General features: G+C 74.0%; 25 protein-coding genes. 12 read left to right on the top strand and 13 right to left on the bottom strand.

Translation table 11 applies throughout. The annotated features are described in order from the left end of the window. Positions 1–91: 91 nt before the first annotated feature. Positions 92–2,422, bottom strand: a complete 2,331-nt coding sequence (gene lon / locus PVK37_RS21550) for an endopeptidase La (RefSeq protein WP_275029433.1) — start codon at positions 2,420–2,422, stop codon at positions 92–94. A 446-nt stretch (positions 2,423–2,868) separates the two neighbouring features. Here lon and PVK37_RS21545 point away from each other — a divergent pair, with 446 nt between their 5' ends. Then, positions 2,869–3,216, top strand: coding sequence for a histone-like nucleoid-structuring protein Lsr2 (locus PVK37_RS21545; protein ID WP_275029431.1), 348 nt, complete (start codon positions 2,869–2,871; stop codon positions 3,214–3,216). Positions 3,217–3,479: 263 nt separating this feature from the next. On the opposite strand, the gene PVK37_RS21540 is transcribed toward PVK37_RS21545, so the two are convergent. Next, on the bottom strand, positions 3,480–4,619 hold the full coding sequence (locus PVK37_RS21540; protein ID WP_275029430.1) for a hypothetical protein: 1,140 nt from the start codon (positions 4,617–4,619) through the stop codon (positions 3,480–3,482). A 229-nt stretch (positions 4,620–4,848) separates the two neighbouring features. Then, complete coding sequence (locus tag PVK37_RS21535; RefSeq protein ID WP_275029428.1) at positions 4,849–5,754, bottom strand: hypothetical protein; 906 nt, start codon at positions 5,752–5,754, stop codon at positions 4,849–4,851. An 89-nt stretch (positions 5,755–5,843) separates the two neighbouring features. On the opposite strand from PVK37_RS21535, the gene PVK37_RS21530 reads away from it, so the two are divergent. Next, complete coding sequence (locus tag PVK37_RS21530; RefSeq protein ID WP_275029427.1) at positions 5,844–6,950, top strand: DICT sensory domain-containing protein; 1,107 nt, start codon at positions 5,844–5,846, stop codon at positions 6,948–6,950. Positions 6,951–7,134: 184 nt separating this feature from the next. Here the strand turns inward: PVK37_RS21530 and PVK37_RS21525 are convergent, their stop codons facing one another. Next, on the bottom strand, positions 7,135–7,992 hold the full coding sequence (locus PVK37_RS21525; protein ID WP_275029426.1) for a phytanoyl-CoA dioxygenase family protein: 858 nt from the start codon (positions 7,990–7,992) through the stop codon (positions 7,135–7,137). Positions 7,993–8,112: 120 nt separating this feature from the next. On the opposite strand from PVK37_RS21525, the gene PVK37_RS21520 reads away from it, so the two are divergent. Next, the gene (locus tag PVK37_RS21520) at positions 8,113–8,841 is read left to right on the top strand and encodes a helical backbone metal receptor (RefSeq protein WP_275035200.1); all 729 of its coding nucleotides are present in this window, start codon (positions 8,113–8,115) and stop codon (positions 8,839–8,841) included. 9 nt (positions 8,842–8,850) lie between these two features. Here PVK37_RS21520 and PVK37_RS21515 read toward each other — a convergent pair whose 3' ends face one another. Then, a complete protein-coding gene (locus PVK37_RS21515; protein WP_275029424.1) occupies positions 8,851–9,546 on the bottom strand; it encodes a CBS domain-containing protein in 696 nt (231 codons plus the stop codon). A 226-nt stretch (positions 9,547–9,772) separates the two neighbouring features. Between PVK37_RS21515 and PVK37_RS21510 the strand changes: the two genes are divergently transcribed. Together PVK37_RS21510 and PVK37_RS21505 are read left to right on the top strand one after the other, a co-directional pair. Continuing rightward, complete coding sequence (locus tag PVK37_RS21510) at positions 9,773–10,366, top strand: DoxX family membrane protein (RefSeq protein WP_275029422.1); 594 nt, start codon at positions 9,773–9,775, stop codon at positions 10,364–10,366. A 187-nt stretch (positions 10,367–10,553) separates the two neighbouring features. Beyond that, on the top strand, positions 10,554–10,922 hold the full coding sequence (locus tag PVK37_RS21505) for an FKBP-type peptidyl-prolyl cis-trans isomerase (RefSeq protein WP_275029420.1): 369 nt from the start codon (positions 10,554–10,556) through the stop codon (positions 10,920–10,922). Positions 10,923–11,105: 183 nt separating this feature from the next. Here PVK37_RS21505 and PVK37_RS31910 read toward each other — a convergent pair whose 3' ends face one another. The 3 genes from PVK37_RS31910 to PVK37_RS21490 all read right to left on the bottom strand — a co-directional run bounded on the left by PVK37_RS31910 (position 11,106) and on the right by PVK37_RS21490 (position 13,722). Continuing rightward, positions 11,106–11,675, bottom strand: coding sequence for an anti-sigma factor antagonist (locus PVK37_RS31910; protein ID WP_275029418.1), 570 nt, complete (start codon positions 11,673–11,675; stop codon positions 11,106–11,108). Positions 11,676–11,858: 183 nt separating this feature from the next. Next, the gene (locus PVK37_RS21495; RefSeq protein WP_275029416.1) at positions 11,859–12,257 is read right to left on the bottom strand and encodes a DUF3224 domain-containing protein; all 399 of its coding nucleotides are present in this window, start codon (positions 12,255–12,257) and stop codon (positions 11,859–11,861) included. A gap of 202 nt (positions 12,258–12,459) precedes the next feature. Beyond that, positions 12,460–13,722 (bottom strand): L,D-transpeptidase, encoded by a 1,263-nt coding sequence (locus PVK37_RS21490; protein ID WP_275029415.1) that lies wholly within the window; start codon positions 13,720–13,722, stop codon positions 12,460–12,462. A 659-nt stretch (positions 13,723–14,381) separates the two neighbouring features. On the opposite strand from PVK37_RS21490, the gene PVK37_RS21485 reads away from it, so the two are divergent. Both PVK37_RS21485 and PVK37_RS21480 read left to right on the top strand, forming a co-directional pair. Next, complete coding sequence (locus PVK37_RS21485; protein ID WP_275029413.1) at positions 14,382–15,335, top strand: sugar phosphate isomerase/epimerase family protein; 954 nt, start codon at positions 14,382–14,384, stop codon at positions 15,333–15,335. 25 nt (positions 15,336–15,360) lie between these two features. Continuing rightward, the gene (locus PVK37_RS21480; protein ID WP_275029412.1) at positions 15,361–17,454 is read left to right on the top strand and encodes a PQQ-dependent sugar dehydrogenase; all 2,094 of its coding nucleotides are present in this window, start codon (positions 15,361–15,363) and stop codon (positions 17,452–17,454) included. Positions 17,455–17,619: 165 nt separating this feature from the next. On the opposite strand, the gene PVK37_RS21475 is transcribed toward PVK37_RS21480, so the two are convergent. From PVK37_RS21475 to pdhA, 4 genes are all read right to left on the bottom strand, one after another. After that, positions 17,620–19,275, bottom strand: coding sequence for a right-handed parallel beta-helix repeat-containing protein (locus PVK37_RS21475; protein ID WP_275029410.1), 1,656 nt, complete (start codon positions 19,273–19,275; stop codon positions 17,620–17,622). A gap of 111 nt (positions 19,276–19,386) precedes the next feature. Then, the gene (locus PVK37_RS21470) at positions 19,387–20,844 is read right to left on the bottom strand and encodes a dihydrolipoamide acetyltransferase family protein (RefSeq protein ID WP_275029409.1); all 1,458 of its coding nucleotides are present in this window, start codon (positions 20,842–20,844) and stop codon (positions 19,387–19,389) included. Next, a complete protein-coding gene (locus PVK37_RS21465) occupies positions 20,841–21,863 on the bottom strand; it encodes an alpha-ketoacid dehydrogenase subunit beta (protein WP_275029408.1) in 1,023 nt (340 codons plus the stop codon). The genes PVK37_RS21470 and PVK37_RS21465 overlap by 4 nt, the downstream gene beginning before the upstream one ends. After that, entirely contained in the window at positions 21,863–23,017 is a 1,155-nt protein-coding gene (gene pdhA / locus PVK37_RS21460; protein WP_275029407.1) for a pyruvate dehydrogenase (acetyl-transferring) E1 component subunit alpha, read from the bottom strand. Before pdhA ends, PVK37_RS21465 begins: the two co-directional genes overlap by 1 nt. Positions 23,018–23,151: 134 nt before the next feature. On the opposite strand from pdhA, the gene PVK37_RS21455 reads away from it, so the two are divergent. Genes PVK37_RS21455 through PVK37_RS21445 form a run of 3 tightly spaced genes read left to right on the top strand, consistent with a single transcriptional unit; the run spans position 23,152 to position 24,500 of the window. Beyond that, entirely contained in the window at positions 23,152–23,628 is a 477-nt protein-coding gene (locus PVK37_RS21455) for an Lrp/AsnC family transcriptional regulator (RefSeq protein ID WP_423791098.1), read from the top strand. A 34-nt stretch (positions 23,629–23,662) separates the two neighbouring features. Next, entirely contained in the window at positions 23,663–23,950 is a 288-nt protein-coding gene (locus tag PVK37_RS21450; protein WP_275029406.1) for a DUF1905 domain-containing protein, read from the top strand. Then, the gene (locus PVK37_RS21445) at positions 23,943–24,500 is read left to right on the top strand and encodes a hypothetical protein (protein WP_275029405.1); all 558 of its coding nucleotides are present in this window, start codon (positions 23,943–23,945) and stop codon (positions 24,498–24,500) included. The genes PVK37_RS21450 and PVK37_RS21445 overlap by 8 nt, the downstream gene beginning before the upstream one ends. A 115-nt stretch (positions 24,501–24,615) precedes the next feature. Here the strand turns inward: PVK37_RS21445 and PVK37_RS21440 are convergent, their stop codons facing one another. Continuing rightward, the gene (locus PVK37_RS21440) at positions 24,616–24,846 is read right to left on the bottom strand and encodes a hypothetical protein (protein ID WP_275035197.1); all 231 of its coding nucleotides are present in this window, start codon (positions 24,844–24,846) and stop codon (positions 24,616–24,618) included. A 246-nt stretch (positions 24,847–25,092) separates the two neighbouring features. Here PVK37_RS21440 and PVK37_RS21435 point away from each other — a divergent pair, with 246 nt between their 5' ends. After that, positions 25,093–25,824, top strand: coding sequence for a histidine phosphatase family protein (locus tag PVK37_RS21435; RefSeq protein WP_275029404.1), 732 nt, complete (start codon positions 25,093–25,095; stop codon positions 25,822–25,824). Then, positions 25,808–26,677 (top strand): NAD(P)H-hydrate dehydratase, encoded by an 870-nt coding sequence (locus PVK37_RS21430; protein ID WP_275029403.1) that lies wholly within the window; start codon positions 25,808–25,810, stop codon positions 26,675–26,677. The genes PVK37_RS21435 and PVK37_RS21430 overlap by 17 nt, the downstream gene beginning before the upstream one ends. Positions 26,678–26,795: the final 118 nt, after the last annotated feature.

Genomic DNA, 26,795 nt, shown 5'->3' with positions numbered 1-26,795 from the left:
TGCCGGCGGGGTCACCGCGACCGGCGCTGACGGTGCCGCGCCGACGCGTGGACGGGCACCCCGGCTCGTGCGGGGTGCCCGTCCACGGTTCCTAGGCGGCGGTGAGGGTCGGGCCGGTGAGGGTGTCGGCGTCGGCGGGGCGCAGCGCCAGGGCGAGCACGTCCGCGACGTCGGCGAGGGTGTGCACGGTGAGCGCCTCGCGTACCTCGGCCGGCAGGTCGTCCAGGTCCGGCTCGTTGCGGGCCGGGACGATCACCTCGGTCAGACCGGCCCGGTGCGCGGCGAGCAGCTTCTGCTTCACCCCACCGATGGGCAGCACCCGGCCGGAGAGGGTCACCTCGCCGGTCATCCCGAACTCGGGGCGTACCGGCCGACCGCTGGCCAGCGAGGCGAGCGCGGTGACCATGGTGATGCCGGCGCTCGGGCCGTCCTTGGGTACCGCGCCGGCCGGCACGTGCAGGTGGATCCGCCGTCCGGCGAGGGCGTTCGGGTCCAGCCCCAGTTTGCGGCCGTGCGAGCGCAGGTACGACAGCGCGATGTGCGCGGACTCCTTCATCACGTCGCCGAGCTGGCCGGTGAGGGTCAGCCCCGGCTCGCCGTCCATCGCCGTCGCCTCGACGAACAGCACGTCGCCGCCGGCCCCGGTGACCGCCAGGCCGGTCGCCACCCCCGGTACGGCGGTGCGTTCCGCCGACTCGGGCGTGAACCTCGGCCGGCCCAGGTAGCGGGCCAGGTCGTCGACGTCGACCCGGACCGGGGTCGGGTCGGTGGCGAGCGCCACGGCGACCTTGCGGAGGATCTTCGCCAGGGCCCGTTCGAGCTGCCGTACCCCGGCCTCCCGGGTGTGTTCGCCGGCGATCCGGGCCAGCGCGGCGTCGGTGACGGTCACCTCGTCGGCGGTGAGTCCGGCCCGGTCCCGTTGGCGCGGCCACAGGTGGTCCCGGCCGATGGCGACCTTCTCCTCCTCGGTGTAGCCGTCCAGGGTGACCAGTTCCATCCGGTCCAGCAGCGGTCCGGGGATGGTCTCCACCACGTTGGCGGTGGCCAGGAACAGCACGTCGGACAGGTCCAGGTCGACCTCGAGGTAGTGGTCCCGGAAGGTGTGGTTCTGCGCCGGGTCGAGCACCTCCAGCAGCGCGGCGGCCGGGTCGCCGGCGTACCCGACGCCGAGCTTGTCGACCTCGTCGAGCAGCACCACCGGGTTCATCGAGCCGGCCTCGCGCAGGGCGCGGACGATCCGGCCGGGCAGCGCGCCGACGTAGGTGCGGCGGTGGCCGCGGATCTCCGCCTCGTCGCGGACGCCACCGAGGGAGACCCGGACGAACGTCCGGCCCAGTGCGCGGGCCACCGACTCGCCGAGGCTGGTCTTGCCGACGCCGGGCGGGCCGGCGAGGGCGAGGACGGCACCGGAGCCGCGTCCGCCGACCGCGCCGAGGTTACGTTCGGCCCGGCGGTTGCGGACCGCCAGGTACTCCAGGATGCGGTCCTTGACGTCGGCCAGGCCGGCGTGGTCGGCGTCGAGCACCGCGCGGGCCGCCGCCAGGTCGGTGTTGTCCTCGGTACGGGTGCTCCACGGCATCTCCAGCACGGTGTCCAGCCAGGTACGGATCCAGCCCGCCTCCGGGGAGGCGTCGCTGGCCCGTTCCAGCCGGCCCACCTCGCGCAGCGCCGCCTCGCGGACCGGCTCCGGCAGGTCGGCGGCCTCGACGCGGGCCCGGTAGTCGGCGGAGCCGTCCGGCTCGTCCTCGCCGAGTTCCTTGCGGATCGCGGCGAGCTGCTGGCGGAGCAGGAACTCCCGCTGGGACTTCTCCAGCCCCTCCCGGACGTCGCTGTTGATGCGTTCGCTGACCTCCTGCTCGGCCAGGTGGTCCCGGACCCAGTTGACCAGGAGTTCGAGCCGGGCGGTGACGTCCGGGGCGGCGAGCAGTTGGGCTTTCTGACCCAGGGTGAGCCAGGAGACGTATCCGGCGGAGTCGGCCAGTTCGGAGAGGTCGGTCATCCGTTCGATCGCGTCGATGACCTGCCAGGCGCCGCGCTGCTGGAGGACGGACGTCATCAGGGCGCGGTACTCGCGGGCGAGGTCCCGGGCCCGGCCGGCCGGCTCGGGCTCGGGCAGTTCGGTCGCCTCGACCCAGAGGGCCGCTCCGGGACCGGGCACACCGGAACCGATCCGGGCGCGGGCCAGCCCCCGGATGACGGCGGCCGGTTCGCCGCTGGGCAGCCGACCGACCTTCTCGATGGTGGCGACCGCGCCGACGGGACCGTACTCGCCGTCGATGCGGGGCACGGCGAGCAGTTTCTGGTCGCCGGTGGCGCGGGCCGCGTCGACCGCGGCCTGGGTGGTCGGGTCGAGGGTCACCGGGATGACCATGCCGGGCAGCAGCACGGCGTCGGTCAGGGGAAGTACCGGAAGGGTTGCCATCGAACACCTGCCATCAGGTTGACTTGAGCGTGCCTGACTCAAGTCCCGGACGGGGCGCGTTGTTCCGGGCTGTGACCCAGGACACGTATACCACCCCGTCGGGTGCGGCCCGGCCGGCGTTCCCGCCGCACCGGCACCCGACGGAGTGACCGACACCGCGACAGGTGACGGGAGTGGCACGTTTTGCATAACGGGAACGTGAAGGGGATCACGTCTTCCTTGTTGCGTAAACTCCGGAGCACGAAGCGACCCGACGCCACCCACTCGCCGCGCTGGTCGGCCCACCTTCGGAGCATGGCCGTGACCGGCGATTTCCCGCCCGTGGGCGGATTCCGCCGCCCTCCGGCGCGCCGACACATTGCCGATCGCCGCGTATTGTTGCGGATTTGCGGTGCCATACGTCAAACTCTTAGCCACACCCCGCGCCACACAAGGAGTAATCGACGATGGCCAGGAAAGTAATCACAGTTCTCACGGACGACCTCGACGGCGGAAAGGCCGACCGGACGGTCGAGTTCGGGCTCGACGGCGTCATGTACACCATCGATGTGTCGGACGAAAACGCCGGGGTCCTCCGCAAGGCCCTGGACCCGTACATCAACGCTGGCCGGCGCATCGGTCGTGGCGTGGTCGAGAGCAACCGGGGGGCCCGTCGCCCCAGCCGTCCGGCAACCTCCGGAATGGATCGTGAGCAGAACCGGGCCATCCGCGAATGGGCCACCAAGAACGGCTACGAGATTTCCGAGCGCGGCCGCATCCCGGTGTCGGTCGTCGAGGCGTACAAGAACCGCTGACCAGCCTGCCGGGATTACCAACGGGAGCCCGCGCGTCACGCTGGGAAATCGGCCACGCCGGTCGGGCCACTCTTTACCCCCCACCACGGCCCGCACGCCTGCTTCCACGCCGCGCCCGGCGGCGACCACGGCCGAATCCGATGCTCGACGGGCTCCCCCGGTGGCCCGTCGGCACCGGGACCAGCGTCGGTGCGGATCCGCGCGGCGGTGGTCCGGTCGGGCCGCCGGGGAGCACGGCGACCCGACCGGGGCACGGGTGGTGTTCAGCGACCGACCCGGATCCGCACCACGTCGAACGCCGGGGTCTGGTTGGCCCGCTCCATCATCGGCAGCCGGTGCGATCCGTCACCGGCCCAGACCGCGCACTGGGCGATGCCCGCTTCCGGCAGGCCCGGCACCTGGATGGTGACCTCGTCCGGTTGGGCACCGCCGCCACCGTCCTCGGTCGCCACGAAGAACGCCGGTACGGCCGCCGGGTCCGGCGGCGTCCGGGTGCTGCCGAGCATCCGGCACGCGGTGTGGAAGTGGCCCCGGACCAGCCCCGCCTCGTTGAGCAGGGAACTCTCCACGTAGTAGCCGCCCTGCCCGGCGGCGAGGAACCGGTCCCGGACCAGGTTCCGGGTGGACACCCGCAGGCTGAACGCCTGGCCGGCGCGGACCCGGTCGGGGAACCGGGTGATCAGCAGCGACGGGTTGTCGGCCGCGCTGCCCACCTCACCGAACGCCGTGCTGACGCACCGCCGGCCGTTCTGGAAACCGTCGTGCGGCTGGAGCCGGCTGTCGTCGCAGTCGTCGGCGAGCACGTCCAGCCCGTTGTCGGTGCCCCCACCGTCGTCGCCGCTGCCGTTGTCGCCGCCGGTGCTGCCGTCACCGCCGGCCGTGGTGACCCGGCACTCGGCCAGCCGGTCCAGCCCCTCCGGCCGGGCGGCCTCCCGGGCGATGGCCAGGGCGATCCGGTCCAGGGTGGCCCGACGTTTGTCGGCCAGTGGCCGCAGGACGGCGTTCCGGACGAACTCCTCCCCCCGGTCGCCGTCGGCGGCCAGCCGCCGGTCCGCCTCGGCGATCTGCGTCTGGAGCAGGGCCAGGTTCCGGTCCACCTCGGCCCGTGCCCGCTCCGGCACCCCGGGCAGCTCGGCGGCCACGTCCGGGCAGCTCACCACGCGGGTCGAGGCGGTACCGCCGGACCGGCACTCCGGCACCGACATCTGGCCGTCCCCCCAGTGGCTGCGGACGTCCCGGCCGTTCTGCCGGGTCACCGTGGTCCCCCGGCCGTCCGGAGCGGTCGCGCCGGGAGCCGGGGGGACGCAGGCGGCCGAGGCGGCCGGGACGGTCCGGCGGTCCTCGGCCGACGAGATCTGGGTCACCGCGACGATGCCCCCGAACACCGCGAGCGTGCCGACCACCGCCACCACTCTCGTACTCCGTGCGCCGCCCGTCGACCGGCGCGCGCGTGTGAACCTGCGCATGGCTGGGTTCTCCCTTTCGGTCCACCGTGCCCCCGCCCACCACGGGCGAGCTGATCCTGTCCGTTCCCGCGTGAGTACGGACCCACGGCCCGGAAGGTTCAACGGCGGGTCGACGGTGCCGGGTGGGAACGGGCGGGGCCCGGTGGGAGAAGGTGACCGGGACCGGTCAGTCGAACGTGAGGTGGTCGAAGGGGAACCCGTCCGCCATCTCGTCCCGGCGGGCCCGTAACCGGTCGACGTCCCGGCCCAGCTCGGCGCGGGGCACCAGGGTCGGCTCCTCCGCGTCCAGCGTCCGTAGCCGCTCACCGACGGCGGCGGCGGCCAGGTCCTGGGCCAGCCGGGCCGGGTCGACCCCGCAGGAGAACCGCTGCTGTCGCAGCTGGACCCGCTCGACCAGGCAGTGGCCGGGGCGTACCTCCACCCAGCCCCACCCCTCGGCCGGGCCGTCGGTCCAGCGCACGTGCAGACCACGCAGGATCGGATCGACGAGCTGGCGGGCCACGTACGCCTCGACGGCGGCGGCGCGGGCGATCGCGCCCAGGTCGTTGACCTGACCGCGTCGACCGTCCGGGAGCCGTCCGATGATGTCCCGGAACCCGACCGGCGCCTCCGCCGTCGGATCCTCCGGATCGGTGGGATCGAGCCGCTCCACGGTGCCGGCGGCGTAGCAGCGGGCGTCGACGAGGTACTCGACCACCCGTCGCCCGTGCGGGCCCGGCCGCAGCGTCGTCGACTCGATCCGCAGCACCGGCAGGCCGACCGCCGCGCAGACCGCCTCCCGCATCCGTACCTCGCGGCGGGCCTCCGGGGTGACCACCGGCGGCCCGATCTCCACGGCGAACGCGGGCCGACCGGTGTCCGCGACGGACACCACGAAGTCCAGGGTGGCCCGACCGGCCGTGCTCCACTGGTGACCGGTGATCCCGGCGGGACGACGCGACACCAGCTCGCCGAGCCGGCGGGCGGCGTGCACGACGTGACCGGCGCGCTCCAGCACCGGAGCACGGCCGGCGGCGGGCAACGGACGCAGCCCGGAACTGTCGTCGGGTCCGGTGGTCGTCATCGTCAGCATCGGTGTTCCATCCTTCGGTGCCGGCCAGAGTCTAGGACGCCGGTCCCACCCGCCACCCGGCACGGTCGGTGATCTTCTAGGCTCGGCGGATGTTGCACCGTGGCCGCCCCCTCGACCGGTTGACCAAGCGGAACCTCGTCACCGTGTCGCACGCGATGGAGCGGGCCGCGCTGGCCGCCGCCGAGGACGGCCCGCTGGTGGTGGTCGCGCTGTTCCAGCGGATGCCGTACTTCGCGCGGGAACGGGCGCTCTACGAGCGGATCGCGGCGGTGGCGGCCGCCACCGTGGTAGGCGTGGTGTCCCCCACCGCACCGGACCTGCCGGCGACGCTGGCGGGCGTACCACTCGACGAGGCCGAGGAGCTGGCCCGGGAGTGGACGGTGGTGGTGCTGACGCCCCGCTTCGGCGCGGCGCTGGTGGCCCACGACCGGGTCGAGGTGGATCCGGCGGCGACGGACCTCGAGGCGGGCCGGCTGTTCGACGGCTGGTGGGGGTTCCGCCGTGACGAGGCGCTGCACGAGGTGCTCCGGTTGCGCGCGGCGCTGGCCGACCGGCTGGCCCCGGGCACCCTGGCCGTCATCGACGACGTGGTCGCCCGGGTACGGGACCTGCCCGCCACGCCCGGCGAGGCACGTGCGGAAGCCGCACTGCGGTTGCTGGCCGACCGGGCGGAACGCGGCGGTACGCCACCGGGGCGACACGGTGGCCCGGCCGAACCGCCGGTGCTCGACGAGACGTCGCTGGGCGGGTGGACCGGCCGGGTCACCGCCTCGGGCACCCTGCCGGTGGCCCTGGTCGGCGTCCGCCTCGAGGAGCCGGCCGGCGCGCCGGAACGCATCGGTCGCCGGACCGCCGCCCGGGAGACGCAGGCGGTGCTCGCGGCGGTGACCGCTCCCCTGCGCCCGGTCGACCGGGCGGTACGCCTCGACGAGCAGGAGTACCTGCTGGTGCTGCCCGCGCTGACCGAACAGCAGGCGGTGGCGGTCGCCCAGCGGGTCACCGAGGGGGTCGCCGGGCTGGCCCGGTCCTACCCGTTCGTCGAGTACGCGGTACACGCGGCGGTCACCGTGACCACCCGGCGACCGCTGCCGCTGGCGGACCTGCGGTCGGCGGTGCGCTGGGCGGCCCGGGAGGGGGTACCGATCGCGGCGCTGGGCGACGAGAGCGACCCGCCACCGCCCAGCCGGCTGCTCTGACCGCACCACCGCCCGACTGCGCCGCGCGACCCGGCCGATTGCGCTCCGCGCGCCGACCCCCGGCCGACGGGGCGGAGCCTGCCGCCGGCCGGCTGTGCCGCCCGACCGGCTGCGCCGGGTGTGCCTGCTGTGCCGGGTGTGCCTGCTGTGCCGGTGCGCCGCCCGGCCGGGCGGACGGGGTGGGTCAGACGCCCATCACCAGCCCTTCGATGGTGTGTTTCTGCCGGATGGGGGTGAGGGTGTCCACCACCGGGACGGGCAGATGGTCCCGGACCAGGGGCGGCAGGCTCTCCCAGTAGGCGCGGGTGACCGCCATGTCGTGCCGATCGGCGTTGCCCGCGCCGGGGGCGTCGACGCCGAGCACCAGCACCGGACGGGCCACCGTCGACACGTTCGGGGTGCCCCGGTGGATGGTCAGCGCCGAGCGGGCCGAGATGTCGCCGCGCTGCGGGTACTTCCGCACCGCCCGTTCCTGGTAGCGGGGGTGGCGGGACGCCGGCGGGAACATGCCGTGGTCGAAGTCGGCGTGGTCGTCCCACTGGGTGCCGGGGGCGACCTCGAACGGACCCATCTCCTCGACGGTGTCCACCGTGGTCAGGTTGAACGCCAGGGAGGTGAGCCGGCGCTGCTGCCGGGTCTCGTCGGGCATCGGGAAGTCTCGGTGCCAGGGCTGGTACGCGGCACCGGGGAACGGGGTGTCGAAGCCCAGCTCGACGATCTCGTAGCGGGGGCCGAGCACCGCCCGGCAGACGGACACCACCCAGGGGTGGGTGACCAGGTCCACGAAGCCCCGGAACTGCTCGGGGTGGATCTCCACGTACCAGCGCTGCGGGCCCCGGCCGACCGCGCCGTCCGGACGCGACCGGGCCTCGGCGTACGCGGCCTCGACGTCCTCCCGGGCCCGGTCGACCCAGTCGGTGCCGAACGCGCCCCGGCAGGCGGTGATCCCGTCCCGGTAGAGGTCACCGAGCGCCCCGACCGCCGTGTCGTCGGAGTCGCCGGTCGGGGTGGTGGTGAACGGGCTGTCGTGGTCGGGTGCCATACCGCCTCCTCGGGTGACACCCGGGAGTATTACAACGTTGTAGAGACGGCGCAACGGCTACCACCGGCGATCGGGCATCATCGACCGGTGCCGTCCGGCGCAACGGGAGAGGAGGTCGACGTGCGGGTGGTCTCGCTGGTGCCGTCGCTGACCGAGGCGGTGGCGGTCACCCTGCCCGGCGTACTGGTCGGCGCGACCGACTGGTGCACCCACCCGGCGGATCTCGACGTGGCCCGGGTCGGCGGGAGCAAGTACCCCGACCTCGCCCGGGTGCGCGCGCTCCGCCCGGACGTGGTGCTGTGCAACGTCGAGGAGAACCGCCGGGAGGACGCCGACGCGCTCACCGCCGCCGGGGTGCCGGTCCGGGTCACCTACCCCCGTACCGTGCCGCAGGCCCTCGACGAACTGGCCGCGCTGCTGACCGAACTCGGCGCGGACCGGGAACCGGACTGGCTGACCGCCGCCCGGCGGGCCTGGGCGGCACCGCCCGCCCCGACCGGCCCCCACCGGGCGGTCGTCCCGGTCTGGCGGCGTCCCTGGGTGGTCCTCGGTCGGGACACCTTCGCCGGTGACGTGCTGCACCGGCTCGGCGTCCGCAACCTCTACGCCGACCACCCGGACCGCTACCCCCGCCCGGACCTCGCCGAGCTGCGCGGACGCCGACCGGACCTGGTGGTGCTGCCGGACGAGCCGTACCGGTTCACCGCCGACGACGGGCCGGACGCCTTCCCCGGGGTGCCCTGCGCGCTGCTCTCCGGCCGGCACCTGACCTGGTACGGCCCGTCGCTGGCCGAGGCCCCCGAGGTGCTCGGGGCACAACTGGCCCGCCGGCTCACCCACCCCGGCTGACCGGACCGCTCAGGCCACCGGGGTCACCCCCGGGCCCCGGACCGGGGCGACCACGTCGTCCACGTCGTACCCGATGGTGCTGACCACCCGGGTCACCCCGCTGACCTGCCCGGCGAGCCGGGCCGCCAACTCGGCCGAGGTACGACGGTCGAGCCGCCCGTCCAGGGTCACCGCGCCCTGCCGGACCTGCACGGTGACCAGCCCGTCCCGGACGGCGAGCACCCGGCGCAGCACCTCCCCCACCACGTCCTCACGGATCTCGGTGTCACTGCGCAGGTGCACCCGCAGCAGGTCGGAGCGGGTCACGATGCCGACCAGCCGGCCCAGGTCGTCGAGCACCGGCAGCCGCTTGACCTGCTCCCGGTCCATCAGCCGGGCCGCCGCCGGCAGGGACGCCTGCGGGTACGTGGTGACCGCGGGCGCGGTCATCAGCTCCCCGGCCAGCATCGCGTCCGCCTTGGCCAGGGCGGCCCGCCGGCGCGGACGGGTGAAGACCCGCCGCTCGTCCGGGTGTCCGGAGTGCTCGACCTTGTGCAGCAGGTCCGCCTCGGAGACCACCCCGAGCACCCGCCGGAACCCGTCCACCACCGGGACCGCGCTGACCCTCCGCCGCAGCAGCAGATCGACGATGTCCCGGTACGGGGTCTGTTCCCCGACCGTCACGACGTCCACGGTCATCACGTCGCCCACCTGCCAGGTTCTCATCTCGTCCTCCTGTTCCGAGGGTGCGCCGGTGACGCTACGACCGCCGCGCGGGCCCCGGCAGAGGCGAACGGACCGTCGGGCGTCGGGACCTCCGGCCCCCTCAGGTCCCGACGGAAGGGGGCGAAGGTCCCGGCCCCGGTGGGACCGGTCGGCCCTGCTCCCGACGTCCCCGGCGGCGTGGAATGGAGATGCCACCGAGAAGCGGTGCGAGGCACGAAGGAAGGACGTGGACATCATGACCGCGACGATCGAGCGGAACACCGCCCGGACCACCACCCCGGCGGCGCCGACCGCGACCCGGACCAACGGGGTCCCGGTGACCGGCACCACCCGGACCCGCGCCGCCCGGTACGTCTTCGCCGGCATCCGGATCGCGCTGGGCTGGACGTTCCTCTGGGCCTTCCTGGACAAGACGTTCGGCCTCGGCCACGCCACCGAGGCGAAGAACGCCTGGATCAACGGTGGCAGCCCGACCAAGGGCTTCCTGGCCTTCGGCGCGGAAGGTCCGTTCCAGGGCTTCTACCAGGGGATCGCCGGCGCGGCCTGGGCCGACTGGCTGTTCATGGCCGGACTGCTCGGCCTCGGCGTGGCCCTGCTGCTCGGCATCGGCATGCGGATCGCGGCGGTGGCCGGTGGCCTGCTCTACGTGATGATGTGGACGGTCGTGCTGCCTCCCGAGAACAACCCCTTCATGGACGAGCACCTGATCAACGCGGCCCTGCTGGCCGGTCTCGCGCTGGTCGCCGCCGGGGACACCCTCGGCCTCGGCCGGGCCTGGGCGAAGCTCCCCATCGTCCAGCGTCTCCCCTGGCTGCGCTGACCCGCGACCGGCACCACGGCGGACGTCACCACCCGGTGGCGTCCGCCGCGTCGTGTCCGCCCTCTCGAACGGTCCGGCCACCGTGCCGGGGCCGGTGGGGGGGCCGACGGCCGTCCTGCCGGACATCGGCGTTCCACGATCCGGCAGGATCGGTCGGGACAGTGATCCCGTGAGGCAGGAGAGCCAGATGAACAAGCCCGAGGTGGGCCCGATCGAGGGCGACCCGCCCGCCGACCTCGTGACCGAGGACATCACGGTCGGCGAGGGCCCCGAGGCCGAGCCGGGCCAGTTCGCCAGCGTGCACTACGTCGGCGTGGCCCACTCCACCGGCCGCGAGTTCGACGCGTCCTGGAACCGGGGCGAGACCTTCGAGTTCCGTCTCGGCGGCGGGCAGGTCATCGCCGGGTGGGACCGGGGCGTGGTGGGGATGCGGGTCGGCGGTCGGCGCAAGCTGACCATCCCGCCGCACCTGGGCTACGGCAGCCGGGGTGCCGGCGGGGTCATCAAGCCCGGCGAGACGCTGGTCTTCGTCGTCGACCTGCTCGGCGTCCGCTGACCCGAGCCGATCCGGTCCGGGCGGTGGGAGCCGATGCGGCCCTCACCGCCCGGACGCGGTCCGGCGGATGGCGCGGCCGGCCAGAACGGCCGGTCCGGCGGATGGCGCGGCGGGTCAGGACGGCCGGTCCGGCGGGTGGCGCGGCCGGTCACAACGGCCGGTCGCCGGCGGGGACAGGTCTGGTCAGACGGCCACGAAACGGCGGGGTGCGACCCCGGCGGTGGGCTGGGCCGGACGGGTCGGCAACCCGACGCGCGGCACGCCGGCCAGCGTCCCCGGCCGGTGCCACGCGCTGCCCGCCCACGCCCCGGCGTCGGTCACCGGACGCTCCGCCGGAAGGGTGATCCGGGTGGCTGGTGCCGTCACCACGCCCTGCGGGGTCGCCACCTCGGTCAGCGGACGCTCCGGCGGCAGCGTGACCCGGGGCGTGCTCCCGGACTGGATCGGGATGACCCGGTGCAGGCCGGTGCCGCGCAACACGCGGATGATCATGGGATGCGGGTCGACCAGCACCAGCTCACCGCCCCGGGCCCGGACGCCCAGGTGCGCGGCGACCAGGGTACGGATCGCGGTGGCGGAGAAGACCGACACGCCCGAGAGGTCGAGCCGCAGCAGCGGCCGGGGCGGCTGCGCCCAGAGCACCGACCGGAACTGCGCCACGGTGGCGATGTCGATCTCGCCCGTCACCCGCACGTCGACCGCCCGGTCGTCGACGCGCACCTCGACCTGGAGCTGGTCACCGTGCTGCCTCATACCGTCGAATCTAGGCGGTGGGGGTGAGACTTTCGTCCTGCCCAGGACCGATCCCGGGTACGCCCAGGGGTGGATCCGCACCGACCACCGACCCTCCCCGGGCGGACGTCCGGCGGCCGGCGGCAGCCGTACGGCGGAAAGTCGACAGCGGACCGGGCCGTCCGGTCCGGACCGGACGGCGGGTCAGCGCTCGACGGTGTAGTCGAAGGTGAAACCGTGCTCCCCGTCGACCAGCCGGATCTCCATCGTGCCGGTGAGGCCGGTCAGGTCCCCCGTCCCGGTGTCCGGCACCACCTCGATGGTGAGCGCGCCAGCGCCCCGGTTCATCACCCCGCAGTGCTGGAGGACGAAGCTTCCGGGCCGGCCGTGCAGCGTGCCGACCACCCGTTCCAGGCCGACGTACCCGCCGGAGCCGGGCCGCGCCGACTCCGCCGTCAGCAGGTGGGCCACACTGGACGCCTGGAGATCACCCTGGAACTCCTTGGTCACCACGACCCGGGCCAGCCGGCCGCCCGGCCGGTCGTCGTAGGGCGGCTGTTCGTCCCAGATCAGGTCGACGGCACCGACGGCACGGACACTCATGACTCGCTCCCCCCGGGGGTCACTCGACGAGATCATCATGCCTGACCAGCGGGAACACCGCAGTCCACCACCCGGTCGGGCCACTGCGGGCCGGATCCGGGTGGTGGACCGCCGGGTCGGATCGCACCCTCCGCGCGCGGAGGGGCAGCCGCTACCACCCCCACACGAGAAGGGTCGGCCGCTGCCGTCCGCACGAGAGGGGTCAGCCACCACCGCCGGAGCGGGCCGGCTCGGGCGTGCCGCCGGTGACCGGCGCGGCCGGGCTGGAGGCGGGGGCGGGCGCGAGGTTCGCCGGCACCGGCAGGGCACTGCCCCGGACGAACTCGTCCCAGCTCACGTTCCAGGCGGTCCAGCCGTTGCCCGGCCGCAGTGGCACCTCGGTGCCCTTGACGGTGATCAGGTCACCGACCTGGGTGACGCCCATCAGCCAGTCGGCGGCGCTGGCGGAGACGTTGGCGCAGCCGTGCGAGACGTTGGTGTTGCCCTGGTCCCCCTCCGACCAGGGTGCGGAGTGGATGAACTCGCCGCCCCAGGTGTAGCGCTGGGCGTCGTCCACGTCGACCACGTAGCCGCCGTCGGGCTCGCCCCGGGTGTCGAAGGTGGTCCGCTCGTGCTTCTCCATGATCACCATCTTGCCGCTGGAGCTGGGCGTGCTCGGCTTGCCGAGGCTGACCGGGATCTTGCGCACCAGCTTGCCGTCCTGGAACACCGACATCTGCTTGGTGGCGTTGTCGATCTCCAACGACACCTGCCGGCCGATCTTCGACGTGGACCGCCGGTCCTCGTCGCCGATCCGGTCCCGACCGATCGGCAGCCCCTCCAGCGCCGAGCGGACGCTGATGCTGGTGCCCGGCCGCCAGAAGTCCGGTGCCCGGTAGTACACCTGGCTGCCGTCGTCCAGCCACGACCAGACGCCCGGCTGGGGCGGATCGGTCTTGACGAACAATCGACGCTGAACCTCGTCCCTGGCCTCTTTCGGAATAGGCGGGTCGAACGCCACCGTTACCGGCATCGCGGTTCCGTACGTCCGCTTGTCGCCGAAGTAGAGCGTGCTGGTAATTGTCGGGGCGTCTGATTTGTTCGCCGTCGTGAAGGTCGTCCTGCGGGTGGCGGTCTTTCCCTTGTCGTTCGTCGCGGTCACCTCGGCGGTGTACGTCTTGCGGTGCGCCAACGGCTCGGCGGGAACCCACGCCGAGCCGTCCTCGCGGGGTTCCACGCGGACCTGACCGCCCTTGTCGTCCCGGATCCGGACGTCGGTGACCTTTCCGCCGCGTACCGCCACTCCGACCTCGGCGCTGACCGGCACGTCCCGGGCCCGGTCGGCGGGGGTCACCGTCAACTCCACGGGCGTCTGGGCCGCCGCCTTCCCCTCCCCGGGTGTCCGATCCGTCGTGCAACCGCCGAGCGCCAGCGCGGTGGCCGCGATGGTCGCCGCGGACAGCGTGAGCCGCCGCCTCAACTCCATGATGCTCCCCCCGTTTATGGTTCCCCTCCGGCACATTGTCGCCAGCGCCTGCCGCGCACTGTCGCAATTTCCGGCGAATCCGGCCCGGTAATTGCCCGGAGCAATTCCGGTTTTGGTGCGCAGTTTCCGGTGGCCCACTCTTCGTCCGGGCGTCGCCCGACCGGGGTCCGCGTACCGTCCCGCCCCCGACGGCCCCCGCCGGGCGGTTCGCCCCGGGCGGCGGGCCACGCCTGGCCCGGCCACCCCGACACCGTCCGGCCACCCCGACACCGTCCGGCCACCCCGACACCGTCCGGCCACCCCGACACCGTCCGGCCACCACGGCACCGGCCGGGCGGCCGGGACGGCCGGCGCACCGGACCGGCCGGACGGGGGCCGGCTTTTGTCCTGGCGGACCGAACTTTCGTCGGACGGAAGCCAGCTTGCGCTCGCGGCGATCTAAGGTACGGTGCCAATGAGATAGACATTTGCCCATTGGTCGATCTTCGGACGAGTTGTCCCGTGCCCCTGCGGGACCGCCGGACCGGGACCCGTCCCCGCACGCCACCCGTCTCCGACAGCCGACCGGCAGGACCGGACCGGCGACCGCCGCGTGCCCGGTCACCGACGTGGATCGATCGAGACCAGCCGGACCCCCGGTCCGGCGGGAAAGGACCTCGATGGAGCAGGGCACCACCCCACCCGACGCCAGCCGCTCCGGGTCGCTGAGCAGGCGTGGCGTGCTCCGGGCGGCCGGCGTGTCGGCCGGTGCGCTCGGCACGGCCGGGCTGCTGGGCACGCCGGCCACCGCCGCGCCCGCCGGCGGCCCGACCGGACGGCGACGGGTACCGTCGGACCGGATCAGCATCCAGCTCTACACCCTCCGCGACCAGCTCGCCGTCGACCTGCCCGGGACCCTCGCCGAGCTGCGCCGGATCGGCTACCGCCGGGTCGAGCACGCCGGGTTCGTCGGCCGGACGGCAGCCGAGTTCCGGGCCGCGCTCGACCAGGCGGGACTGCGGGCCACCTCCGGGCACGCCAGCATCCCCCAACCGTTCGACGCCGACGCCTGGCGGCAGACCCTCGCCGACACCGCCGTCGTCGGTTGCCGGTACCTGGTCCACCCCTGGTTCGGACTGGACGCCGACGGCAACCCCATCCGGGACCCGCAGCGCTACCGCGACCTGGCCCGCGACCTGAACCGGGCCGGCGAACTGGCCACCCGGGCCGGTATCCGCTTCGGGTACCACAACCACCAGTTGGAGTTCGTCCCGCTCACCGACGGACGGACCGGCTTCGCGATCCTCGCCGAGCAGACCGACCCGAAGCTGGTCCACTTCGAACTGGACCTGTTCTGGACCTGGCGCGGCGCACACGACCCGGTCGACGTGATCCGGGCCCACCGGGGCCGCATCCGGCAGGTCCACGTGAAGGACCTCGACGTCAACGGCAGCTTCGCCGACCTCGGAGACGGCCTGGTCGACTTCGGACGGATCTTCGCGCACGCCAAGGAAGCCGGCATCGACGAGTACATCGTCGAACGCGACGACGCCGGCACCCCGCCCCGGGCCCCGGCCGACGCCCTGCGTACCGCCCGGGTCGGCTTCACGTACCTCGACACCCTCCGCTACTGACACCCGAACCGACGGGGGAACCACCATGCGTAGGACCGCACTGCTGTGCACGTTGGTGCTGGCCGTCGGGGGTCTGGCCGGCGCGCCGACCACCGCGACCGCCGCACCGGCACCCACCCCACCACCGGACGACAGCTTCCAGAAGGTCACCCTCAACGACCACCCCGGCGAGCCGATGAGCCTGGCCGTCCTGCCCGACCTGCGGGTGCTGCACACCTCCCGCACCGGGGAGGTCCGCATCCACGACCCGCGTACCGGACTCAACACCCTCGCCGCCGACGTGCCGGTGTACGAACACGACGAGGAGGGTCTGCAGGGCGTCGCCATCGACCCGGACTTCTCCCGCAACAAGTGGGTCTACCTGTACTACTCACCGCCGATGGACACCCCCGTCGACGACCCGGACACCCCCGACGTCAACGAGGGGGACGCGCCGCTGGTCGGCACCGAGGCGGACTGGGCCCGGTTCCGGGGCGCGTTGCGACTGTCCCGGTTCAAGCTGGAGGGCGCGCGGCTGAACCTGGAAACCGAACAGAAGATCATCGACGTGCCCACCGACCGGGGCATCTGCTGCCACGTCGGCGGACAGATCGACTTCGACGGCAAGGGCAACCTGTACCTGTCCACCGGTGACGACACCAACCCGTTCTTCTCCGACGGGTACACCCCGATCGACGAGCGCGCCGACCGGAACCCGGCGTTCGACGCGCAGCGCAGCTCGGCCAACACCAACGACCTGCGCGGCAAGCTGCTGCGGATCCGGCCGCGCGACGGCGGCGGGTACACCGTGCCGAAGGGCAACCTGTTCCGGCCGGGCACCCCCGGCACCCGTGCCGAGATCTACGCGATGGGGCTGCGCAACGCGTTCCGGTTCGCGGTCGACCGGCGTACCGCCGACGTGTACCTGGCCGACTACTCGCCCGACGCCAACAACCCCGACCCGGAGCGCGGACCCGCCGGGCACGGCCGGTGGATGCGCATCGACGAGCCCGCCAACTACGGCTGGCCGTACTGCGTGTCACCGACCCAGCCGTACGTCGACCACGACTTCGCCACCGGCACGTCCGGCGAGCCGTTCGACTGCCGCCGCCCGGTGAACGACTCACCGCGCAACACCGGCCTTCGTCGGCTGCCCCCGGTCAAGGCCGCGGAGGTGGCGTACAGCTACGGGCCGTCCGAGCAGTTCCCGCAGCTCGGCACCGGTGGGATCGGGCCGATGGGCGGGCCCGCCTACGACTACGACCGGCGCAGCGACTCGCGGGTGAAGTGGCCGGCCTACTACGACGGGCTGCCGCTGTTCTACGAGTGGACCCGCGACTACATCCAGGAGTTCCGCCTCGACCGGCGCGGCGAGGTGACCGACATCCGGCAGGTGGCCGCCTCGGTGGGGGTGGACAACCCGATGGACCTGGAGTTCGGCCCGGACGGCGCGCTGTACGTCCTGGAGTACGGCGACGGGTACTTCGCGGAGAACCCGGACGCGCAGCTGTCCCGGATCGACTTCGTCCGGGGCAACCGGACCCCGATCCCGAAGATCAGCGCCGACCCGACCGCCGGGCAGGCCCCGCTGACCATCAGCTTCTCCAGTGCCGGCACCACCGACCCGGACGGTGACCCGCTGCGCTACGCCTGGGACTTCGACGCCGACGGCACGGTCGACTCCACCGACCCGAACCCGTCCTGGACGTACCAGCGCAACGGGTCGTACCAGCCGACGCTGAAGGTCACCGACAGCACCGGCCGGTCGGCTGCGGCGTCGCTGCCGCTGCTGGTCGGACCGCGCGCCCCGGTGGTGGAGTTCGTGACCCCGGTCGAGGGCCAGCCCTTCGAGTTCGGCCAGACCGTCACGTACCAGGTGTCGGTCGTCGACGACCTGCCGGTGGACTGCGCCCGGGTGCGGGTCACCTACATCCTCGGGCACGACGAGCACGGGCATCCGCTCTCCTCCGCCTCGGGCTGCTCCGGCACGATCACCACGTTCGTCGACGGTGGGCACAGCGGCGCGGACAACCTCACCGCGGTCTTCGTCGCCGAGTACACCGACGCGCCGGACGATCCGGAGGTGCCGCCGCAGACCGGTACCGCGCAGGTCGTCCTGGTCCCGTCGGACGCGGACTGACCGGTACGACCGTCGGCCCGGGGTCCCCGACCCCCGGGCCGTCGCCGTCCGGTCCTCGGGTCGCCGTCCTCCGGGCGGACCCGGCCCGGCCCTCGGGTCGCCGCTCTCCGGGCGGACCCGGCCCGGCCCGGTGCCGCCGCCCCGGCGCGGACGGCGACCCGGGGGCTACCCGTTGTCGCGCCAGCGGCCCCCGGTCGGCGGGGTGTCCAGGCGGACGTCGGAGAGCGCGTTGCCGGCCAGGTCGTTCCCCTCGATCCGGCAGTCGACCAGGCTGCCCCGCCCGGTGACCCACAGTCCGTGGCTCTGGGTACGCGGGCTGTGGTTGTCCCAGATCCGGTTGCCCCGGACGGTCATCGCCTCGCAGCAGGCGTCGACGGTGATGCCGGCGCGGGTCGCCGGGCCCCCGGCCAGGCGGTACGGGGTGCCCGCCGGTGGGATGTCCGCGCTCCACGCGGTGTGCGAGTCGGGGCGGATCGCCGCGAGGTGCAGGGTGGTGGAGTCGTTCGCCGCGACCAGCGCGATCCGGTCGCCGACGCGTACCGTCTTGCCCCGGTGCCCGTCGTGCGGCCAGTCCGCCGCCCGGTCCACCAGCCTGGTCCGGCCGTAGCCGACCGGGTCGCCGCCGCCGCAGCAGGCCGGGGCACACTGCCGGCCGTTGTTGCGGATCCGGTTGTCCAGCAGCACCGCGTCGGCGACCGGTTGGTCGATGCGGATGCCGTCCGCGCTGTTGCCCCAGATGTCGTTGCTCTCGATCACGATGTCCCGGGCCACCGCCCGGTAGCCGTCGCCGAGGTCGCGCTGGTGGTAGCCGTACCGGCCGTTGCCGCTGATCCGGTTGCCGCGCACCGTGTACGGGCCGGGGGTGTTGCCGATGCTGACCCCGTCACCCAGGTTGTCGTCGATGACGCAGTCGGTGACCAGCCCGCCGCGGCCGGCGGTGGCCGTGGTGCCCTTCGCCGACACGTCGAAACCGGCGTCCAGGTTGCCGATCATGGTGCAGGCCGACACCACCAGGCCGTCCGCGCCCCAGTCGGAGATGCCGAACCGGTTGCCCTGCACGTGGCAGCCGGTGATCCGGATGCCCCGGGGTGGCGAGAAGTCCCGGTGTTGCAGTTCCAGGAAGATGCCGTTGGTCGCGTTCCCCACCGCCGTGCAGTTGACGATGGCGAGCCGCTCCACCGCACCCCACCCGCCGACACCGACCCCGATGCCGGCGCCGCCCATCTCGGTGCCGTTGTCCTGCCGGCCGCAGCCCACGACCAGCACCCCGTCGATCACCGTGTCCTGGAGGAAGTCGCAGCCCAGGCCGGTGGCGGCGGTGTGGTGGATGTACAGGTTGCGGAACCGGCCACGCAGCACGTACTGCAAGCCGAGGCCCTTCGCCAGCGGGTTGTAGTCGACCGAGGCCACCTGGGAGCCGTCGATCTCGAAGTCGGCGAACGTGCAGTCCACCAGGTGCCGCTGCGGCCCCGCGCCGTGGTGCTGGATGGTGTGGAAGGCCAGCGGGGTCGGGTCCGCCCGGTTGCCGGCGTTGCTCAGCACGAACCGGGTCGCCCCCGGGCCGGCCCCGACCAGGGAGACACCGCACCGCCAGGCGGTCCCCCGGTCACGGATCAGGTAGACCCCGGGCGGGCAGTAGATCACCCGGGCCCGGCCGTCGGCCTCGTACGCGTCCCCGAGCTGCTCGACGAGTTCGGCGAAGGCCGGCTGGTCGTTGGTGACCCCGTCACCGGTCAGGCCGTGTTGGCGCGCGTCGCAGTACAGCGGCGCCCCGACCTCGGCGAGCCGCGCGGCGGTGGCGGGCCTGCCGGGCTGTCCCACCCGTCCCCCTCCCTCGACGGTCCGGCCCACCGCTTTCCCGGTCCGGGGAGGGGGAAACCGGCGGCCCCGGCACACCCGGGGGCGGGGTGCCGGGGCCGACCGGTCGCGGGCTCAGACGTTGGCGATCAGCAGGGCGGGCTGCTCGACGCAGTCGGCGACGTGCCGCAGGAACCCGCCGGCCACCCCACCGTCGCAGACCCGGTGGTCGAAGGTCAGGCTGAGCTGGGTGACCTTGCGGACGGCGAGCTGCCCGTCGACCACCCAGGGCTTGTCCACGATCCGCCCGACGCCGAGCAGGGCGGCCTCCGGATGGTTGATGATCGGGGTGGACCCGTCGACGCCGAACACCCCGTAGTTGTTGAGGGTGAAGGTGCCCCCGGTGAGCCGGGCCGGGGGCAGGGTGCCGGCGCGGGCCGCCGCAGTGGTCCCGGCGAGTTCGGCGGCGAGTTCGGCGGTGGTGAGTCGCTGGGCGTCGCGCAGCACCGGGACGAGCAGGCCCCGGTCGGTCTGCGCGGCGATGCCCAGGTGCACCCCGGCCGACTGGACGATCCGCTGCCCTTCCCCGTCGACCCGGGCGTTGAGCTGCGGGTAGCGGCGCAGTCCGGACAGGCAGATCCGGGCCAGCAGCGCGAGCAGGCTGACCGGCTGGTCCGGCCGGGCGGCGTTGATCGCCGCCCGGGTCTGCACCAGCCCGGTCGCGTCGGCGTCCACCCAGATGGTGACCTCGGGGATCTCCCGCCGGCTGCGGGAGAGCTTGTCGGCGATCACCTTCCGGACCCCGGTCAGCGGAATGACCAGGTCGTCGGCGACCGGCCGGGCCGCCGGCACCGGGTCTGCCGGGGTGGCCGGGTCGGTCCCGGAGCGGGACGTCGGGTCGGCCGGATCGGGCACGGAGGTCAGGACGGGGGTCGGGCCGGTGGGCGCGGCCAGGGCCGCCTCCACGTCCGCCCGCCGGACCACGCCGCCCGGCCCGCTGCCGGTCAGGGTGGCCGGGTCGATGCCGTGCTCGCGGGCCAGCCGCCGCACGATCGGCGAGATGACCAGGGACGGGCCGGAGCCGGTCGGCCGGGGCCGTCCGGTGTCGGTCGGTGCCGCGTGCGGGGGCGGGGCGACGGCGGACGCGGCCGGTTCCGGGGCGACGATGGGCGCGGCCGGTTCCGGGGCGACCGTCAGCCGGGGGCGGCGACGTCGCCGGCCGGCGGCGCCGTGGCCGGTGCCGTACCCGATGAGGACGTTGCCGGAGCCGGCCCGCTCCTCCTCGCGGTAGGTGGCGTGCCCGGCCGGTTCCGCCGGGGTCCCGGCACCGGGCGGGACGTCCAGGGACTCGATGGTGATCAGCGGCTGGCCGACCGGCCGTACCTCACCGGCCGCGCCGTGCAGGGCGACCACCCGCCCCGGGTACGGGCAGGGCACGTCCACCACCGCCTTGGCGGTCTCCACCTCGACCACGATCTGGTCCACGGTGACCACGTCACCGACGGCGACGCGCCACTGCACGATCTCCGCCTCGGCGAGCCCCTCCCCCAGGTCCGGCAGGAGGAAGTCCCTGGTGTGGGCGACGGTGGTCATGCCGCGCTGCCTTCCAGCCGGGGCAGCCAGCGGGAGTCGGGCTGGTCGTCCCACTGCAACCGGGCCACCGTGTCGAGTACCCGGTCCACCGACGGCAGGTGCGTGTGCTCCAGCATCGGCGCCGGGTACGGGATGTCCAGCCCGCTGACCCGCAGCACCGGGGCGTGCAGGTGGTGGAAGCAGCGTTCCTGCACCCGGGCGGCGATCTCCGCGCCCACCCCGGCGAAGCCCTGCGCCTCCTGCACCACCACGCACCGGCCGGTGCGGCGGACCGAGGCGGTGACCGTCTCGTCGTCGAACGGGACGATGCTGCGGCAGTCGACCACCTCCAGGTCCCAGCCCTCGTCGCGGGCCGCCTCGGCGGCCTCCAGCGCGACCGGCACCGCCGGCCCGTACGCGACCAGGGTGGCGTCGCGGCCCGGCCGGCGCACCACCGCCCGCCCGATCGGCGCGGCGTCGGTCGACAGGGTCGCCTCGGCGCTGGAGAAGTAGAGCTTCTTCGGTTCCAGGAAGACCACCGGGTCCGGGTCGTCGATGGCCGCGCGCAGCAGCGCGTACGCGTCGTCCACGGTGGCCGGGGTGACCACCTTCAGACCGGGGGTGTGCGCGTAGTACGCCTCGGAGGAGTCACAGTGGTGCTCGACCCCGCCGATGCCGCCCGCGTACGGCACCCGGATCACCATGGGCACGCTCAGCGCGCCCCGGGTCCGGTTGCGCAGCTTCGCCACGTGCGAGGCGATCTGCTCGAACGCCGGGTACGCGAACGCGTCGAACTGCATCTCCACCACCGGGCGCAGCCCGGACATGGCCAGCCCGACCGCGAAGCCGACGATGCCCGCCTCGGCGAGCGGGGTGTCGAAGCAGCGCTTGTCACCGAACCGGGCCAGCAGCCCGTCGGTGATCCGGAAGACGCCGCCGAGCTGGCCGACGTCCTCACCGAAGACCACCACCCGGTCGTCGTCGGCCAGCGCGTCGGCGAGCGCCGCGTTGAGCGCCTTCGCCATCGTGGTCGGGGCCATCAGTTCCCCTCCTCCTGCTCGGCGGCGAGTTCGGCGCGTACCTGTTCGCGCTGTTCGCGCAGTTGCGGCGTCGGCTCGGCGTAGACGTGGTCGAACAGGCTCATCGGGTCGACGGCCGGCTTGTCGTGCATCCGGGTCCGCAGGTCGGCGGCGTACGCCTCGGCCTCGGCGGTGACCGCCGCGACGGCGTCGTCGTCGAGCACGCCCCGGGCACGCAGGTACGCCTCGAGCCGGGCGACCGGGTCGCGGTCACGCCACGCCTCGACCTCGGCCGGGTCGCGGTAGCGGGTGGCGTCGTCGGCGTTGGTGTGCGGTTCCATCCGGTAGGTGTGCGCCTCGACCAGGTACGGCCCGTGGCCGGCACGGGCGTGCGCGACCGCGCGGGTCAGCACGGCCAGCACCGCGACCGGGTCGTTGCCGTCGACCTGTTCGGCCGGTACGCCGTACCCGACGCCCTTGTACGCCAGCGACGGCGCGGCGGTCTGCCGGGACAGCGGGACGCTGATCGCGTACCGGTTGTTCTGCACGAAGAAGACCACCGGGGCCTTGAAGACGGCGGCGAAGTTGACCCCCTCGTGGAAGTCGCCCTCGCTGGTCGCGCCGTCGCCGACGAAGGCCAGCGCGACGGTGTCCCGCCCCTGGTGCGTCTCGCCGTAGGCGAGGCCGGCGGCGTGCACGCACTGGGTGGCCAGCGGGGTGCACTGGGGTGCGGTGTGCCGGGCGGCGGGGTCGTATCCGCAGTGCCAGTCGCCGCGCAGCAGGGTGAGCACCTCGACCGGGTCGATGCCCCGGGAGACCAGCGCCATCGACTCCCGGTAGGTGGGGAACACCCAGTCGGTGTCCCGCAGGGCGAGGATCGCCGCGACCTGGCAGGCTTCCTGGCCACGGGCGGACGGGTAGACGGCGAGCCGGCCCTGCTTGGTCAGCGCGGTGGCCTGGGCGTCGAACCGGCGGCCGACGACCATCCGGCGGTGCAGTTCGCGCAGCTCGGCCAGGGGTGGCTCGGGCAGGTGGGTGGGCAGTGGTGTGCCGGTGGGGTCGAGCATGCGGACCGGCTCCGCGCTGGGCATCAGGTCGCGTGCCGGGTCGGACGGGGTGGCCGTCCGCCCTTTCTGCGACGGTACCCGGCGGACCGCCTGCGGTGTGGTCGTCACGGCGGAACCTCCTGGACGTGTGGTGGCCCTATGCTCGACCGTGTGGATGGTTGACTCAAGATCAACGCCGAATGCGGGACGTTCGGCAGTCAGGAGGCGGTTCCGTGAGCCAAGATGCCGAACCGCCCGCCGAGTTGACCCCCGGGGCGGGACGAACGGCACGTCCCCTGGACGAGGTGGACCGGCAGATCGTCGCCGAGCTGGTCCGGGACGGACGGATGTCGATCCGCACCCTGGCCGAGCGGGTGCACGTCTCCCGCACCAACGCGTACGCCCGGGTGGAGCGGCTGCTGCGCGACGGGGTGATCACCGGGTTCCGCGCCCAGGTCGCCCCGGAGCAGGCCGGGCTGGGCACCTCGGCGTACGTGGCCCTGAAGATCGAGCAGAACACCTGGCGGGAGGTGTCGGCCCAGCTCGCCCGGGTGCGGTACATCGAGCACGCGGCGCTGCTCGGCGGCGACCACGACGTGCTGGCCCTGGTCCGCGCGCCGGACAACGCGGCGCTGCGGGACGTGGTGCTGGGCCAGGTGCAGAGCATCGCCGGGGTGTTGTCGACCCGCACCTGGCTGGTCTTCGAGGAGTTCGACGGCACCCGGCCGCCCTGGGTGTGACGTGGGTGTCGTACCCGGTCCCTAACCTGGCCGGGTGGAGCTGACCGTCACCGGGGAGCTGTGGTTCTGGCGGGGGCCGGCACCCCACCACTTCGTGTGGGTGCCGGAGGAGCAGTGCGCGGCGCTGCGGGCGGCGGCCGCCGCCGTCACCTACGGCTGGGGCATGATCCCGGTGACCGCCCGGGTCGGCGGCACCACCTGGACGACCTCCCTGTTCCCCAAGGACGGCCGGTATCTGGCGCCGGTGCGGGCGTCGGTCCGCCGCGCCGAGGGCATCGAGCCGGGCGAGCCGGTCTCGGTGCACCTGAGCGTCGATGTCTGACCGCCCGACGACCGGCCTGCCGTCCCGGCTGACGCCCGTCAGCACGGTCGCCGCCGTCACGGTCCTGCTGGCCGAGCTGGTGCAGCTCGGCGCGTACCGGCTCCTCCGGTCCCAGGCCGTCGCGGCCGGCAGCTACCTCGACCTGCACCAGGTGACCGGCTGGTACACCCCGTTCTCCTGGGCGAACCTCACGGTGGCGGCGGTGGCCGCGGTGGTGGCCGCGACGACCGCGCGGGAGGTCATCCGGCACGACGTGTCCCGCTCGCCCGCGATCAGGCTGGGGTGGGCCGTCACGGGTCTGCTGCTGCTGGTCTACGCGCTCTGGTCGGTCTGGGCGGGCGCAGCGGAACTCCTGGTCGGCGGGGCAGGCTACGCGGTCTACGCCGGGGCGGCCCCTGACCCGGCGCACGTGGCGGCCATGCTCGACGCCGCCGCCGACCGCCCCTACCCGCTGGCGGACGGATGGCGGCTGGCCCTCGCGGTGGCCTGGGTCGGGGCGCACCTGCGACTGGTCCGCCGGCCCGACGACGTCCCCGTGACGGTGCCCTGACCCGACCGGTGCGGGTGACGTCCCCCCCCGACCGACCGGTGCGGCTGCCCGGTGCCCGCGTCGCTGGCCTACCGGCCGGGGGCGGGCCGCACCGGCCCACCACCGGCCGGCACGGTCACCGGCTCTCGCGCTGCAACCGCTCCCGGAGCATCTGCCTGCCCTGCTCACCGGCCTTGCGGTTGTTCTCCTGGATCCGCCGGAACCAGGCGGCGAGTTCCTTGTCGCCCCGATCCTCCGCATCGGCGATGTACGTCTCCATCCGCCAGATGTGCTCCAGCGAGAGCTGGAGCGTGTGGATCAGGTCGTAGTCCTTGTCCTTGACCGGGCTCATCGGTTCCCTGACCATGGTCGCCACGGCGTACCTCCCCTCGTCGGTTCCTCCGTGCGTCCGGCGCTTACCCGCCCGCGCTGCGGCTACTCGTCGACCCGCCGGCCGCCGACCTGCCCCCGGCGGCCGGAGCCAGCGGCCGGAAGCCGGGAGCCGAAGCCGAGGGCCGGCGGCCCGCTCCCGGGCATCACCCGGGGCCGCCCGTCCGCACGCTCCCGGGCCGGGCACGTTATCCGCGTCCTCCTCCCGGGTAGGGGTGGGCGCATGGCGGAACTGGCGGCGCTGTGGATCATCCGGCACGGCGAGAGCACGGCGAACGTGGCGGCGACCGCGGCGGAGACGTCCGGCGCCGAGCTGATCGACCTGACCCACCGGGACGCGGACGTGCCGCTGTCGGCCACCGGCGAGGAGCAGGCCCGCGCCACCGGACGCTGGCTGGCCGGGCTGCCCGAGGCACGTCGCCCGGACGTCGCCGTCGTGTCGCCGTACCTGCGGGCGGTACGCACCGCCGAACTGGCCCTGGCCGGCAGCGATGTCCCGGCCAGCCGCGACGAGCGGCTCCGGGACCGGGAACTGGGCATCCTCGACGGGCTGACCAGCTTCGGGGTACGCCAGCGCCACCCGGACGAGGCGGCCCGACGGGCCCGGCTGGGCAAGTTCTACTACCGGCCGCCCGGCGGCGAGTCCTGGGCGGACGTCGTGCTGCGGCTGCGGTCCCTCCTCGGTGACCTGCGGCGCGACCACGCCGGCCGGCGGGTGCTGCTGGTCGGCCACGACGCGCTGGTCTTCCTGCTCCGCTACCTGGTGGAAGGGCTCACCGAGGCCGAGCTGATGGCGCTGACCCGCGCACACGCCATCGCCAACTGCTCGGTCACCGGCTGGACGGCCGACCCCGCCGACCGGTTGGCCCCGGTGGCGTTCAACGACGTGACACACCTGCGCCGGCAGGGTGCCCACCCGACCACGGAGGACGAGGTCCATGCCGAACCGGTCTGAGCCGCAGGTGATCACGGCGGGGTTGCTGCGGGACTGGGCGCTGCCCGTACCGACGGGCGGCAAGGAGACCCGGGGCACCGTGCTGGTGGTCGGCGGCTCCCGGGTGACCCCCGGGGCGGTGCTGCTGGCCGGGGTGGCGGCGCTGCGCGCCGGGGCCGGCGTGCTGCAACTGGCCGCCGCCGAGTCGACCGCGGCGGCGCTCAGCATCCAGGTGCCGGAAGCGCTGGTGGTGGGGCTGCCGGAGACCGCCGACGGGGCGGTCGCCGGGCGACGCTCCCCCCGGCTGGACGAGCTGGCCGCCGACGCCGACGTCATCGCCGTCGGCCCCGGCCTGCACGACATCGACGAGACCCGGGTCCTGCTGCACCAGGTGCTCGACGCGGCCGGGAAGCACACCTCGCTGGTGCTCGACGCGTACGCCCTCGGCGCGCTCAGCCACGAGCCGGCCCTGCTGGCCGAGGCGGGCCGGCCGGCGGTGCTCACCCCGAACCTGACCGAGGCCCGGCACCTGCTCGGCCGGGACCCCGGCGACGACCTGGCCGCCGAGGCCGCCGAGCTGGCCGACCGCTACCGGGCGGTGGTCTCGCTGTACGGGCACGTCGCCGACCCGGACGGTCGCCGGTGGCGGGAGGAGAGCGGCGACGCCGGCCTGGGCACCTCGGGCAGCGGGGACGTCCGGGCCGGACTGCTGGCCGGGCTGCTGTCCCGGGGCGCGGCGCCGGCGCAGGCCGCCTGCTGGGCGGCGTTCGCGCACGCGGTCAGCGGGCAGCGGCTGATCCCCCGGTTCGGTCGGATCGGTTTCCTGGCCCGGGAACTGCTCGACGAGATCCCGCAGACGCTCGCCACCATCTGACAGTTCCGGTTCTGACCGAACGGCTGTGTGTAACGCCACACCGCCCTCCCTACGCTGGGCAACCGGAGGTGGGCACCCGGCCCGCCTCCCGCCGGACGGGCTCCCACCAGGAGTCCGC

Origin of the sequence: Micromonospora cathayae (genome assembly GCF_028993575.1) — a bacterium.
Classification (GTDB): domain Bacteria; phylum Actinomycetota; class Actinomycetes; order Mycobacteriales; family Micromonosporaceae; genus Micromonospora; species Micromonospora cathayae.
The sequence above is the reverse complement of the archived record's forward strand: the minus strand, read 5'-3'. Positions and strand labels throughout refer to the sequence as shown.